The organism is Mycobacterium sp. GA-0227b, assembly GCF_001499855.1.
Classification (GTDB): Bacteria; Actinomycetota; Actinomycetes; order Mycobacteriales; family Mycobacteriaceae; genus Mycobacterium.
The window spans coordinates 220,728-234,157 of record NZ_LQIK01000033.1; the positions used below are offsets into that span (position 1 = coordinate 220,728).

Here is a 13,430-nt window from a genome sequence, read left to right on the forward strand (position 1 = left end):
TCGAGTAAACGCCTGCTGGAATGCTGTTTCGCGATTACTCGAATGCTCCCGGCAACAGGTCCCGGTACGTGGGTATTCCGGCCACCGATTCCGCGGCCAGCACCCCGACCATCACCGCGCGGGCCAGACAATCCGCGGCGGCGGCCCCGACCTGGGTGATCAGCGGGACCTCCGGCGACATCGACGCCGGCGTCGTCGGGTCGGGTGGGACCTCCACGGCACCCGTGGCCAGCGCGAACACCGTGTCGCCGTCCAGTGGGGTGTGGCACGGCCGGATGGTGCGCGCCAGCCCGTCATGCGCGGCGACGGCGACCCGTCGACAGCCTGCGGGGCTCAGCACGGCGTCGGTGGCGACGACGGCGATGGTGGTGTTGAGCGGGCTGTACTCGACATGCCGGTCGGCGTAGGCGGCGATCTGGTCGGCGGGCGGCGGCACCAACCCGAACTCCTCGATTTGGTAGGCCAGCCACGGCAGGCCCGTCGCCGGATCGACCGCGTCGCCCGCGGCGTTGACCACCACCAACGCCCCGACCGTCGCGCCGCAGTCGAGCGTCATCGAGGCCGTGCCCACGCCGCCCTTGAGCACACCCACCCGCGCGCCCGTGCCCGCACCCACCGTGCCGATCGCCAACTCGGCTCCGGCGCTCTCGGCGGCGGCGTAACCGAACTCCGCAGTCGGCCGGCACTGCCAGCCTCCGACCGGCAGGTCGTAGACCACCGCGGCGGGCACGATCGGCACGACGCCGCCCTCCAGCGCGACGCCGCGGCCCTGCTCCTCGAGCCAGTGCATCACCCCGTCCGCGGCGGCCAGGCCGTACGCGCTGCCGCCGGACAACACCACGGCGTCGACGTGCTGCACGGAGTTGATCGGGTCGAGCAGGTCGGTCTCGCGGGTGCCCGGCGCCCCGCCCCTGCCGTCGACGGCGCCGACGGTCCCCGGCGGGGTCAGCACGACGGTGGTGCCACTGGCCCAACCTGAACCCAACGTCACATCCGGGTCGAGTCGATGATGCTGGCCCACCCGGATACCGGCGACGTCGGTGATCGAGCTCATCGGGACTTGCCCATCAGCGCGAGCACCAGGTACTCCTGCAGCACGGTGAGCCACTGGTAGACGTCGAGGTGTCCGGCCATCGGATGGTCGTGCGGCAGGTCGTCGGGACCGTCCGGCGAGATGCCCAGCATGGTGCCCAGCGCCAGCCGCATGTCGTTGACCGTGGCGGCCCAGGCGTGCGCGTCGTCCTCGGACAACTCGAACTTGCCGCCCTCGCGCGGCATGGTGTCCAGAACTGTCTGCGCGGCTTGGCGTTTCGCGTCGATGATGGCCGGCTCGTGCAGGCTGCGCAGCGCGCTGTTGAGGCTCTCGGCCGCGCTGGAGCCGGCCGGGTGCTCGCTCTGCGGTCGGTAGAAGTCCGGCAGCAGCCGCTTCATCGTGTCGTCGTCGGGCGGTGTCGAGTTGCCGGTGCGCATACCGGTGATCGCCTCGAGTTCGTCTGCGGGCGCGGAGGATTCGCGTTCATCGAGCATGCCCATCAGCGAGGTGGCGAGGCTCCGCAACAGTGCGGCCTCATGCGGCGCCACGGCCGACCGGAAGCGCGCGCCGCCGGCGGTCTCCACCCGCTTCCACTTACGCACGTGTCTGTCAGCGGTCCTGCTGCATGGTCGCCCACAACCCGGCTGCGTGCAGCTTGGACACGTCGACCTCCATCGACTCGCGACTGCCCGCCGAAACCACGGCCTTGCCCTCGTTGTGCACCTGCAGCATCAGCTTGGTCGCGTGCGGCTCGGGGTAGCCGAACAGCTTCTGGAAGACATAAGTCACGTACGTCATCAGGTTCACCGGGTCGTCCCACACGATGGTCACCCACGGGGTGTCGGTGGCCGCGTCTTCCTCCGCGACGGACTTGACGTCCCGCTCCTTGCGAGTTTTCGGTCGAGCCTTCGCCGGCGTAACCATGTGGTTCAGGATAGCCAACGCAGAACCGTCGCTTCGAGCTACTACGGTGGCGGTGTGACCGCCGCATCCCCGGCCCTGCTCACCGACAAATACGAGCTGACGATGCTCGCGGCCGCGCTGCGTGACGGCACCGCACACCGGCGAACCAGCTTCGAACTCTTCGCGCGCCGCCTCCCCGAAGGGCGCCGCTACGGCGTGGTCGCCGGCACCGCGCGATTCGTGGATGCTTTGGCGCACTTCAGATTCGACGATGCGACGCTGTCTGCCCTCGACTTCCTCGACTCGCAGACGCTTGCCTATCTCGCCGACTATCGATTCCGCGGCGATGTCGACGGATACGCCGAAGGTGAGCTGTACTTCCCCGGTTCGCCTGTGCTCTCGGTGCACGGCACCTTCGGCGAATGTGTCGTACTGGAGACGCTGGCGTTGTCGATCTTCAACCACGACACCGCGATCGCGTCGGCCGCCGCCCGGATGGTCAGTGCCGCCCAGGGCCGACCGCTGATCGAGATGGGTTCGCGGCGCACACACGAACGGGCCGCCGTCGCCGCCGCCCGCGCCGCGTACCTGGCCGGCTTTGCCGGGTCGTCGAACCTGCAGGCGCAACTCGATTATGGGGTCCCGGCGCTGGGCACCAGTGCGCACGCCTTCACGCTGCTGCACACCACCCACGACGGTCCCGACGAGCGGGCGGCGTTCCGGGCGCAGGTCGACGCGCTGGGCGTAGGCACCACGCTGCTCGTCGACACCTACGACATCACCGCGGGGGTGGCGACGGCCGTCGAGGTCGCCGGTCCCGGGCTCGGGGCGGTGCGCATCGACTCCGGCGACCTCGGGGTGCTCGCACGCCAGGTCCGCGCTCAACTCGACAGCCTCGGCGCCACCGGAACCCAGATCGTGGTGTCCGGCGACCTCGACGAGTTCTCGATCGCCTCGTTGCGCGCCGAACCGGTCGACACCTACGGCGTGGGCACTTCTCTCGTCACCGGTTCCGGCGCCCCGACCGCCGGCATGGTCTACAAGCTGGCCGAGGTGGATGGCATCCCGGTGGAAAAGCGCAGCAGCCACAAGCAGTCTCACGGAGGTCGCAAGCAGGCGCTGCGGCTTGCCAAGCCGACCGGCACGATCGTCGAGGAAGTCGTGTACCCCGACGGCCGCGCGCCCTCGGACCACGACCGCCTCACCGCGCGAGCGTTGACGGTTCCGCTGATCCAGCGCGGTGAACCGGTCGACGAGCTGCCCTTCGACGCGGCCCGTCAGCGGGTCGCCGACGGTTTGACGAGCCTGCCGTGGGACGGGCTGAAGCTCTCCCGCGGCGAGCCGGCGATCCCGACCCGGTTGATCCCTCCCGGGGCGTAAGGAGCAGCCACGTCGGACATCACCGAACTCCTGGCCACGGCGGTCACCGCGCTGGGCGGTCGCGAGCGCGCCGGCCAGATCGAGATGACCCGGGCCGTTGCGCGCGCGTTCGACACCGGTGAGCATCTCGCGGTGCAGGCCGGAACGGGCACCGGTAAGTCGCTGGCCTACCTGGTTCCTGCGATCTCGCGCGCCGTCGAGACCGACGAACCCGTCGTGGTGTCCACGGCCACCATCGCGCTGCAACGCCAACTCGTCGACCGTGACCTGCCCCGACTGGCCGAGTCGCTGAGCGGCGTGCTGCCCCGCACGCCCGAGTTCGCGCTGTTGAAAGGCCGCGGAAACTACCTGTGCCTGAACAAGATTCACAACGGGGCTGCGGAATCGGAGGAGCGCCCACAGGAGGAGTTGTTCGAACCGGTCGCGGCCAGCGCGCTGGGTCGCGACGTGCAGCGGCTCATCGCCTGGTCGTCGGACACCGACACCGGTGATCGCGATGAGTTGACCCCCGGAGTGCCGGACCGGTCCTGGTCGCAGGTCAGCGTGTCGGCGCGCGAGTGCATCGGCGTGGCACGGTGCCCGTTCGGAACCGACTGCTTCGCGGAGAAGGCGCGGGAGAAAGCCGGCCGAGCGGATGTCGTCGTCACCAACCACGCACTGCTGGCGATCGACGCGATCTCCGATGCCGCGGTGCTGCCCGAACACCACCTGCTGGTCGTCGACGAGGCGCACGAGTTGGTCGACCGGGTGACCTCGGTGGCCACCGGCGAGTTGTCGGCCACGTCGCTCGGCGCCGCCCACCGCCGCGCCGCGCGCCTGGTCGACGAGGAACTGGCACACCGGCTGGAGGCCGCGACCGCGACGCTGTCGTCGGCGATCCACGACACCGAACCGGGCCGCATCGATGTGCTCGACGACGAACTGGCGACCTATCTGACCGCGGTGCGCGACGCCGCGCATCGGGTCCGGTCGGCGATCGACACCGCGCCGAGTGACCCCAAGGCGGCGTCCGCGCGCGCCGAGGCCGTCACCGCGTTGACGGATATCGGCGACACCGCCTCGCGCATCCTCGATTCGTTCGGGCCCGCCATCGCAGACCGCACGGACGTGGTGTGGATCGAACGCGAAGAGACGCGCGGAACGGTGCGCACGATCCTGCGGGTGGCGCCCCTGGCGGTGTCAGGGTTGTTGCGCACCAGGCTCTTTGAGCATTCGACGACGGTGCTGACGTCGGCGACGCTGAGCATCGGCGGCACATTCGACGCGATGGCGGCCGCATGGGGACTGACGGCCGAAGACACTAGATGGCAGGGTATCGACGTCGGGTCCCCGTTCGAGCATGCGAAGTCGGGCATCCTCTACGTCGCTGCGCATCTGCCCCCGCCCGGGCGCGACGGCACCGGGTCGGCTGAACAACTCGACGAGATCGCGGCGCTGATCACCGCCGCGGGCGGCCGCACGCTGGGCTTGTTCTCCTCGATGCGGGCGGCCAAAGCCGCGGCCGAGATCATGCGCGAACGCCTGGACACCCCGGTGCTGTGCCAGGGCGAGGACACCACGTCGGCACTGGTCAAACGGTTCGCCGACGATCCCGAGAGTTCGTTGTTCGGCACGCTTTCGCTGTGGCAGGGCGTCGACGTGCCCGGCCCATCCCTGTCGCTGGTGCTGATCGACCGGATTCCGTTCCCGCGCCCCGACGACCCACTGCTCACCGCCCGGCAGCGGGCGGTGGCCGCACGCGGCGGCAACGGCTTCATGGCCGTGGCCGCCAGCCACGCGGCGTTGCTGCTGGCGCAGGGCGCGGGCAGATTGCTGCGCACCGTCGACGACCGCGGCGTTGTCGCCGTGCTGGACTCCCGGATGGCCACCGCCCGCTACGGCGGCTACCTGCGGGCGTCGCTGCCGCCGTTCTGGGCCACCACCGACTCCACCCGCGTGCGCGAGGCGCTCGAACGTCTCCGCACCGTTTGATTGTTTTCTATCCTGGCAACGGTTCAGTGCGCGCCGCGTGGCCGCCAGTCGATCCGAAAGGCGGCGTCCATGAGTCGACGACACCGGATCGCCGTCGCGATCGCGGTGGGCGCGGCTTCGCTGGCGACCGCGTGCACCAGCATGCTGCAAGGCCAACCGGTCTCGGTGTTCGCCGATCCGTTCCGCGTCGCCGGGATGCCGGCGACGGACGGCCCCACCGGTCTGCGGCCCGACGCGCAGGACCCCGTGCGTGAGGTGCGCGGCACCGACGGAAGCGATATCGACGAACTCGCCCGCCAAGCGATCAGCGACATCGAAGAGTTCTGGGAAGGTGCCTACGGCGACGCCTTCGACGGCAGGTTCAAGCCGGTCGACCAGGTGTACTCCTGGGACGCCAACGGATTCGACGAGACTGGGTTCTGCGACACCGACACCTACGGATTGGTCAATGCCGGCTTCTGCCAGACCGACAACACGATCGGCTGGGATCGCGGTGAGCTTCTGCCGGGCCTGCGACAGGCGTACGGCGACATGGGCGTCACGATGGTGCTCGCCCACGAGTACGGCCACTCAGTGCAGAAGCAGGCGGGCCTGGTCGGCGAGGACACCCCGACGCTGGTCTCCGAACAACAAGCCGACTGCCTTGCCGGGGCGTACATGCGCTGGGTCGCCGAGGACGAGTCGACGCGCTTCACACTGTCGACCGGTGACGGGCTCAACAACGTGCTGGCGGCCGTCGTCGCGTTCCGCGATCCGCTGTTGAGCGAGAACGACCCCGAAGCGGGCGTCGACGAACACGGCTCGGCGTTCGAACGTGTTTCGGCCTTCCAGTTCGGATTCACCGACGGCGCGGCGGCCTGCGCAGCGATCGATATGCGCGAAATCGGCCAGCGCCGAGGCGATCTGCCGGTTCTTTTGGACGAGAACGAAACCGGCGAGTGGGCCGTCTCCGAGGAATCGGTGCGCGCGGTCGTCGACGCGATGGACATCCTGTTCGAACCCGCCGCACCACCCGAGCTGACCTTCGGCCCCGCCGAGTGCCCGGACGCGCGACCCAGCCCGCCGGTGTCCTACTGTCCCGCCACGAACACCATCGCCGTCGATCTCGATGAGCTGGCGCGGATCGGCGCACCGCCCGACGTTGAGGATCCGATCGGCCTGGCCACCGGCGACAACACCGCCTACTCGGTGCTGGTGTCGCGCTACATGCAGGCGATCCAGAACGAGCACGGCGGCGTCGGACTGGACGACGCCGAGGCAGCGCTGCGCACGGCGTGCCTGACCGGCGTCGCCACCACCAAGTTGTCGAAGAGTGTGCAGACCCCCGACGGCAACACCGTGGCGCTGACCGCGGGCGACGTCGACGAAGCGGTGTCGGGCATCCTCGTCAACGGCCTGGTGGCCAGCGACGTCAACGGCGAGTCGGTGCCGTCGGGCTTCTCCCGCATCGACGCGTTCCGGGTCGGGGTGCTCGGCGACACCGAGCGCTGCTTCAAGCGATTCGACTGACGCGGACCTTCTCGGCTCTGCTCAGATTTTCTTGGTCACGCCGTACCAAGCGACGATCGCCTCCGACTGCTCCGTCGAGTGGGTGAGGTACGCATAGGAGCGGATGAACGACTCTCCGACGCAGCCGTCGATCTTGACCCGGAAGCCGCTCACCATTACCCACGGCTCGGCGCCGGTGAACTTCTTCTTCGTCACCGGGACCACGTTGACCAGGCCCGGTTTGAGGCCGACGGTGATGCCGCCGCCGACGTTGCCGCCCAGGCTGGGCAGAATTCCGAAGTCCTCTCCCCCTCCGACGATGGTGAGTCCCAGGAGTCCGATGGACGGGTTGATGCCGGCGGTGCCCGTCAACGAGACACCGTTGGAGGTGCTCATGTCGATGCCACAGCCGATTTCGTAGCCGACCTCGAGGGTGCCCTCCGGCTCCTCGCCGCCCCCAGGCCCGCTCAGCCGTCCTTTGTAAGTGCCGCCGACGACGTATTCACGTGACGACAGTGCGGTCGTCAGCGGGGGGATCGGGGCTTGGGTCTCCTTCTCGGCACTCATCTCCAGACGCCAGCCATCGGGGCCTTCCGTCACCGCCGGCGGTGTCGACTCGACCGCACCTTCCCCCGGCGGGGGCGCGGCCTCGGCGGCGATGGGTTCAACCTCCGGATTGGCCGCGGCCACGGCAGCGCCCAGATTGCCCAACAGACCCACGATGGCGATCACTGTGATGCCGCTTCGTAGCACAATCCCAACCGTCACTGCCCGCCCTCCCGATCGTTAGGAACGCTTCGGAACCTACCGCGAGGACTGCCGGCTGCGGACAAATGCCCGAAGAATCGTTCCGGCGGACCGGGCAGCAAGACGTCAGGGACGTATCAGGACGGCATCCGCAAGACGTAACCCGCTTCCAGTGCCACCCAGACGCAGCCGTTGGCGTCGACCGCCAGCCCGTGCGGTTCACTGCCCGGCGGAAGGTCGATGGTGACAATCTCCCCGTCGCCGCTGACCCGGGCGAGTTGGCTCGACCCCCACAGCGTCACCCACACCCCGTCGTCCGGATCGGCGAGCACGCCGTGCGGCTTGCCGGGAAGCGCGATCTCCTGGATGGCATCGTCGCGCGGGATGCGCCCCAGCCGCTCGGCGAGGATCTCGGTGAACCACACCGCGTCGTCGTGTGTTGCGGCGATCCCGACCGGACCCGATGCGGCCGTGGGGGTTTCGCGCACCGTGAGCTCACCGGAGAGCGTCAGCCGGCCGACCGCGCTGGCCTGGTTCAGCGTGAACCACAGCGCGTTGTCGGGCCCGGTGGCGATCATCGACGGCGCACCGCCGATCGGGTACCCGGCGGAGATCTCGCCGGTGACCGAAATCCGGCCGATCTCACCGGAAGTCAGCGCCGTGAACCACAGCCCGCCGTCAGGACCGGTCGTGATGCCGTAGGGGGCGCTGCCCTCGGCCAGCTCGAATGCACTCACCTCTCCCGCCATGGTGATGCGACCGATGCGGTCGTCGCCGTAGCGGGTGAACCACATCGCGCCGTCGGGGCCCGCGGCGATGATCGTGGGCCGACACCCCTGCGCGACGGGATAGACGGTGACGTCACCGGCGTCGGTCACCCGCGCGATAGCGCCGGCGTGCACCAGCGTCACCCACAGCGCCCCGTCCGGGCCCGCGGCGAGCGCGTAGGGTCCGCCGTCGACGGCGACCTCGAGCGCGTCCGCTCGTCGTGGCGCCGTCACGCGAGGGTGACGAGGCCGAGTTCGTTGTCGCCGGCCAGCAGCGGGTGGTGCGGCAACACCCGCACGGTGTAACCGACGGGACCGGCGACGGGCAGCGGCGCCGTCGCGGAGAACACCTCGTTGCCGCCGTCGGCGGTTGCGGTGTGCGCCATCGGTACCGTCACCGGGTCGACGAGCTGGTCGCCGGCGTCGACGCGGCCGAGGACGGCCTGCACCACGACCTCGTCGGGCCGCAGGCCCGCCAGATGGACCTTGGCGGTCAGCGTGAGCTCCGAGCCCAGCAGCGGGGTGTCGGGCAAGCCGTAGCTGTCGACGTCGGTGATCTGGATCTTCGGCCACGATTCCTGCGCGCGCAGCCGGAAGCCGGCCAGCTCCCGCGCGGCGCCGAACGGCTCACCGTCCGCACCGGGTTCGACGGTTCTGCGCAGCGACTGGGCCGCGGGCGCGTAGTACTTCTCGGTGTAGTCGCGGACCATCCGCGATGCCAGCAGCTTCGGCCCGAGCACGATCAGCGTGTGCCGCACCATCTCCACCCACCGGGTGGGGATGCCGCGCTCGTCACGGTCGTAGAACTTCGGCGCCACCGAGGTCTCGAGCAGGTCGTACAGTGCGGCCGCCTCGAGGTCGTCGCGCCGGTTCTCGTCGGCGAGGCCGTCGGCCGTCGGGATCTCCCAGCCGTTCTCGCCGTCGTACCACTCGTCCCACCACCCATCGCGGATCGACAGGTTCAGCCCGCCGTTGAGCGCACTTTTCATGCCGGACGTGCCGCAGGCCTCCAGCGGCCGCAGCGGGTTGTTCAGCCACACATCGCAGCCCCAGTACAGCTGGCGCGCCATCGACATGTCGTAGTCGGGCAGGAATGCGATCCGGTGCCGCACCTCGGGCCGGTCGGCGAACTTCACCACCTGCTGGATCAGCGCCTTGCCCCCGTCGTCGGCGGGATGGGACTTGCCCGCGACAATCAGTTGGACGGGCCGCTCCTCGTTGAGCAGCAGTCGCTCCAACCGCTCGGGGTCACGCAGCATCAGCGTCAGGCGTTTGTAGGTCGGGACCCGACGGGCGAAGCCGATCGTCAGCACGCCGGGGTCGAATGCGTTTGCGATCCAACCCAATTCGGCCTCCGCCGCCCCTCGTTCCAGAAAGGAGCGGCGTAGTCTCGCGCGCACGTCCTGGACGAGTTGCTCGCGCAGCTGCGACCGGATCCACCACAGATGACCGGTGTCGACCTGCTGCAGCCGCTCCCACACCGCGGGTTCTCGCGCGCGGCTCAGATCCTCGCTGTCGAGCAGCTCGGTGGCGAGTTCCAGCCATTGCGGCGCCGCCCACGTCGGAGCGTGCACACCGTTGGTGATGGATCCGATCGGCACCTCGTCGGGGTCGAAGCCGGGCCACAGCTCGTTGAACATGTGCCGGCTGACGTTGCCGTGCAACAGCGAGACACCGTTGGCGCGCTGCGCCAGGCGCAGCCCCATGTGCGCCATGTTGAACTTGTCCGGGTCGTCCTCTTCGCCGAACGCGACGATGCGGTCGAGCGGGACACCGGGCAGCAGCCGTGACATCGCGCCCGAAGGTCCATCGGAAGACCCACCGAAGTAGCGGCGGACCATCTCGACCGGGAACCGGTCGATGCCCGCGGGCACCGGAGTGTGCGTGGTGAACACCGTCGACGAGCGCACCACCGTCAGCGCGGTGTCGAAGTCGAGCCCGGCGTCGATGAGTTCACGGATTCGCTCGACACCGAGGAAGCCCGCGTGTCCCTCGTTCATGTGGAACACCTCCGGCGAGGGCCTACCCTCCAACTCGATGAACGCCCGGATCGCCCGGACCCCGCCGATGCCGGCCAGGATCTCTTGCTTGATCCGGTGCTCCTGGTCGCCGCCGTAGAGTCGGTCAGTCACGCCGCGCAGGTCGTGGTCGTTCTCAGGAACGTCGGAATCCAACAGCAGCAAGGGAATTCGACCCACCTGTGCGATCCATACCCGGGCCCGCAGTTGGTTGTCATAGCGGTTTTCGCTCGGCATCGCCACAGAGAGCAGGACCGGTCGGCCGTCCCGGTCGGTGAGCAGGCGAAGCGGAAGGCCCTGCGGATCCAGGGCCGGATAGCTCTCGTGCTGCCAGCCGTCGGCGGTCAGCGACTGCCGGAAATAGCCCGACCGGTACAGCAGTCCGACCGCGATTAGCGGTAGGCCGAGATCGGATGCCGCCTTCAGGTGGTCGCCCGCGAGGATGCCGAGTCCGCCCGAATAGTTCGGTAGCGACTCGGCCACCCCGAACTCCATCGAGAAGTACGCGATGCCGTTGGGCAGTTGCGCGCCGTCTTCGATCGCCTGCTGGTACCAGAGCGGCCGGCTCAGGTAGTCGTCGAGATCGGCGGCCAACCCGTCGAGGCGGTTCAGGAACGCCTCGTCGACCGCCAGTTCGTCCAGTCGCCCGGGGCTGATCTGGCCCAACAGGCCCACCGGATCGCAGCCCACCTGCTTCCACAGCTCGGGATCCATCGACTCGAACAGATCCTGCGTCGGCCGATCCCAGGACCAGCGCAGGTTGATCGAAAGCCGTTCCAGCGCGGCCAGCCGGTCGGGCAGATGTGCGCGGACGGTGAACCTTCTCAGCGCTTTCATCGGGCTATCACGCGACACAACCTTACTGACAATCCGGCGTCCCGCAGGCCTGGCGTTCCGACTGCTTGGTCCGCTTTGGGTTGGGCTGCGCACTAGCGTGGGTATAGGGCGCGACGAGGCTTATTGAAGTTGACTGTGAGTTGACCAGACGACACAGCGGCCCCACCGGGCCGCGTGGGTGTGAGGAGTTGGTAGGTGGCCGGTCGTATCGAGATCGATGACGTCCAGCCTGTTGTCTCCGGTGGACGCTATCCGGCCAAGGCGGTCGTCGGCGAGATCATCCCGATCGCTGCGACGGTCTGGCGAGAAGGCCACGACGCGGTGGCGGCCACACTGGTGGTGCGCTACCACGGCTCGGCATACCCTCAGCTCGCCGACGACCCTCCCGGGCTGGCACAGTCCACCGAGGCGGTGCCCATCGAGGCGGTCCTCGGCGCCACACCGCGCAAGAGGCCCAAGCACCTGCCGATGTCGGTGGGCAGAACGCCCGACGTATTCCACGGTGCGTTCACCCCGGACTGCACCGGGCTGTGGACCTTCCGGGTCGACGGCTGGGGCGATCCGGTGGCCACCTGGCGCAAGAACGTGACCGCCAAGCTCGATGCGGGTCAAAGTGAGTCGGAACTGTCCAACGATCTGCTGATCGGCGCGCGACTGCTGGAACGCGCCTCGACCGGGGTGCCGCGTCAGCACCGCTATCCGCTCATCGACGCGGCGGCGCAGCTGCGACAACCCGGCGACCCGTTCAGCCGCGCCGGCGCAGCGCTGGCACCGGAGGTCACCGCGCTGCTGGACGAATATCCGTTGCGCGAGTTACTCACCCGCGGCGAGCAGTGCGGGATCTGGGTGGACCGCCCGGAAGCACGGTTCAGCGCGTGGTACGAGTTCTTTCCCCGCTCCACCGGCGGCTGGGACCGCAAGGGCAACCCGATCCACGGCACCTTTGCGACCGCCACCAAGGCGCTGCCCCGCATCGCGCGGATGGGCTTCGACGTGGTCTACCTGCCGCCGATCCACCCGATCGGCAAGGTTCACCGCAAGGGCCGCAACAACAGCGTGACCGCCGCGCCCAACGACGTCGGCTCACCCTGGGCGATCGGCAGCGACGAGGGCGGTCACGACGCTGTCCATCCGGAGCTGGGCACCGTCGCCGACTTCGACGACTTCGTCGCCGCGGCTCGCGACGAAGGCATGGAGGTGGCGCTCGACCTCGCGTTGCAATGCGCTCCCGACCACCCGTGGGCCAAGGCCCATCCGGAATGGTTCACCGTGCTGCCCGACGGCACCATCGCCTATGCGGAGAACCCGCCGAAGAAGTACCAAGACATCTATCCGCTGAACTTCGACGACGACCCGGCCGGCCTCTATGAGGAGGTGCTGCGGGTGGTTCGGCACTGGATCTCGCACGGCGTCAAGGTTTTCCGGGTAGACAACCCGCACACCAAACCGCCGAACTTCTGGGCATGGCTGATCGGGAAGGTGAAGAACGAGCACTCGGACGTGGTGTTCCTCTCCGAGGCGTTCACCCGCCCGGCGCGCCTGTACGGGTTGGCCAAACTCGGCTTCACGCAGTCGTATTCGTACTTCACCTGGCGCACGGCGAAGTGGGAGCTCATCGAGTTCGGCGAGCAGATCGCCGAACACGCCGACTATGCGTGCCCGAACCTGTTCGTGAACACGCCCGACATCCTGCACGAGAGCCTCCAGCGCGGCGGTCCCGGCATGTTCGCGATCCGCGCCGTGTTGGCATCGACGATGAGTTCGGCGTGGGGCGTGTACTCGGGCTACGAACTCTACGAACACCGCCCGGTACGAGAGGGCAGCGAGGAGTACCTCAACTCCGAGAAGTATGAACTGCGCCCCCGCGACTTCGACGCCGCACTGGCCGACGGCGAATCACTGGAACCGTTCATCGCTCGGCTCAACGAGATTCGCAGGCTGCATCCTGCGCTGCACCAGTTGCGCACCATCACGTTCCATCACGTCGACAACGACGCGCTACTGGCCTACAGCAAGTTCGATCCGGCGACCGGCGACCAGGTGCTGGTGGTGGTCACCCTCAACCCGTTCGGGCCCGAGGAGGCCACGCTGTGGCTCGACATGCCCGCGCTCGGGATGGAGCCCTACGACCGCTTCTGGGTGCGCGACGAGGTCACCGGCGACGAATATCAATGGGGGCAGGCGAATTACGTGCGCCTCGACCCGGTACGTGCGGTAGCGCACATCTTGAACATGCCGCAGGTGCCCACCGACCAACGACTCAACCTACTGCGTAGGGAGTGACGA

The 13,430-nt window shown here is 68.6% G+C and carries 10 protein-coding genes; 4 read left to right on the forward strand and 6 right to left on the reverse strand.

Annotated elements, in window-relative coordinates:
* Nucleotides 1-34: 34 nt before the first annotated feature.
* Genes AU185_RS23100 through clpS form a run of 3 tightly spaced genes read right to left on the reverse strand, consistent with a single transcriptional unit; the run spans nucleotide 35 to nucleotide 1,957 of the window.
* On the reverse strand, nucleotides 35-1,054 hold the full coding sequence (locus tag AU185_RS23100) for a P1 family peptidase (RefSeq protein ID WP_059102064.1): 1,020 nt from the start codon (nucleotides 1,052-1,054) through the stop codon (nucleotides 35-37).
* A complete protein-coding gene (gene aosR, locus AU185_RS23105; RefSeq protein ID WP_059102065.1) occupies nucleotides 1,051-1,635 on the reverse strand; it encodes an oxidative stress transcriptional regulator AosR in 585 nt (194 codons plus the stop codon). Before aosR ends, AU185_RS23100 begins: the two co-directional genes overlap by 4 nt.
* Nucleotides 1,636-1,642: 7 nt before the next feature.
* A complete protein-coding gene (clpS, locus tag AU185_RS23110; RefSeq protein WP_059102066.1) occupies nucleotides 1,643-1,957 on the reverse strand; it encodes an ATP-dependent Clp protease adapter ClpS in 315 nt (104 codons plus the stop codon).
* Between the two features lie 102 nt (nucleotides 1,958-2,059).
* On the opposite strand from clpS, the gene AU185_RS23115 reads away from it, so the two are divergent.
* The 3 genes from AU185_RS23115 to AU185_RS23125 all read left to right on the forward strand — a co-directional run bounded on the left by AU185_RS23115 (nucleotide 2,060) and on the right by AU185_RS23125 (nucleotide 6,796).
* On the forward strand, nucleotides 2,060-3,316 hold the full coding sequence (locus AU185_RS23115) for a nicotinate phosphoribosyltransferase (RefSeq protein ID WP_231740457.1): 1,257 nt from the start codon (nucleotides 2,060-2,062) through the stop codon (nucleotides 3,314-3,316).
* Nucleotides 3,317-3,334: 18 nt separating this feature from the next.
* The gene (locus AU185_RS23120; RefSeq protein WP_059102067.1) at nucleotides 3,335-5,287 is read left to right on the forward strand and encodes an ATP-dependent DNA helicase; all 1,953 of its coding nucleotides are present in this window, start codon (nucleotides 3,335-3,337) and stop codon (nucleotides 5,285-5,287) included.
* A gap of 69 nt (nucleotides 5,288-5,356) precedes the next feature.
* On the forward strand, nucleotides 5,357-6,796 hold the full coding sequence (locus AU185_RS23125; protein WP_059102068.1) for a neutral zinc metallopeptidase: 1,440 nt from the start codon (nucleotides 5,357-5,359) through the stop codon (nucleotides 6,794-6,796).
* A 21-nt stretch (nucleotides 6,797-6,817) separates the two neighbouring features.
* Here AU185_RS23125 and AU185_RS23130 read toward each other — a convergent pair whose 3' ends face one another.
* The 3 genes from AU185_RS23130 to AU185_RS23140 form a co-directional block, all read right to left on the reverse strand.
* Nucleotides 6,818-7,507 (reverse strand): MspA family porin, encoded by a 690-nt coding sequence (locus AU185_RS23130; protein ID WP_231740455.1) that lies wholly within the window; start codon nucleotides 7,505-7,507, stop codon nucleotides 6,818-6,820.
* Nucleotides 7,508-7,659: 152 nt separating this feature from the next.
* Nucleotides 7,660-8,523, reverse strand: coding sequence for a Vgb family protein (locus tag AU185_RS23135; protein WP_059102070.1), 864 nt, complete (start codon nucleotides 8,521-8,523; stop codon nucleotides 7,660-7,662).
* Nucleotides 8,520-11,144: a glycosyltransferase family 1 protein gene (locus AU185_RS23140; protein WP_059102071.1), complete on the reverse strand. Its 2,625-nt coding sequence runs from the start codon at nucleotides 11,142-11,144 to the stop codon at nucleotides 8,520-8,522. The genes AU185_RS23135 and AU185_RS23140 overlap by 4 nt, the downstream gene beginning before the upstream one ends.
* Before the next feature lie 195 nt (nucleotides 11,145-11,339).
* Here AU185_RS23140 and AU185_RS23145 point away from each other — a divergent pair, with 195 nt between their 5' ends.
* Nucleotides 11,340-13,427 carry an alpha-1,4-glucan--maltose-1-phosphate maltosyltransferase gene (locus AU185_RS23145; RefSeq protein ID WP_059102072.1) on the forward strand — a complete coding sequence of 696 codons (2,088 nt, stop codon included), beginning with the start codon at nucleotides 11,340-11,342 and terminating at the stop codon, nucleotides 13,425-13,427.
* Nucleotides 13,428-13,430: the final 3 nt, after the last annotated feature.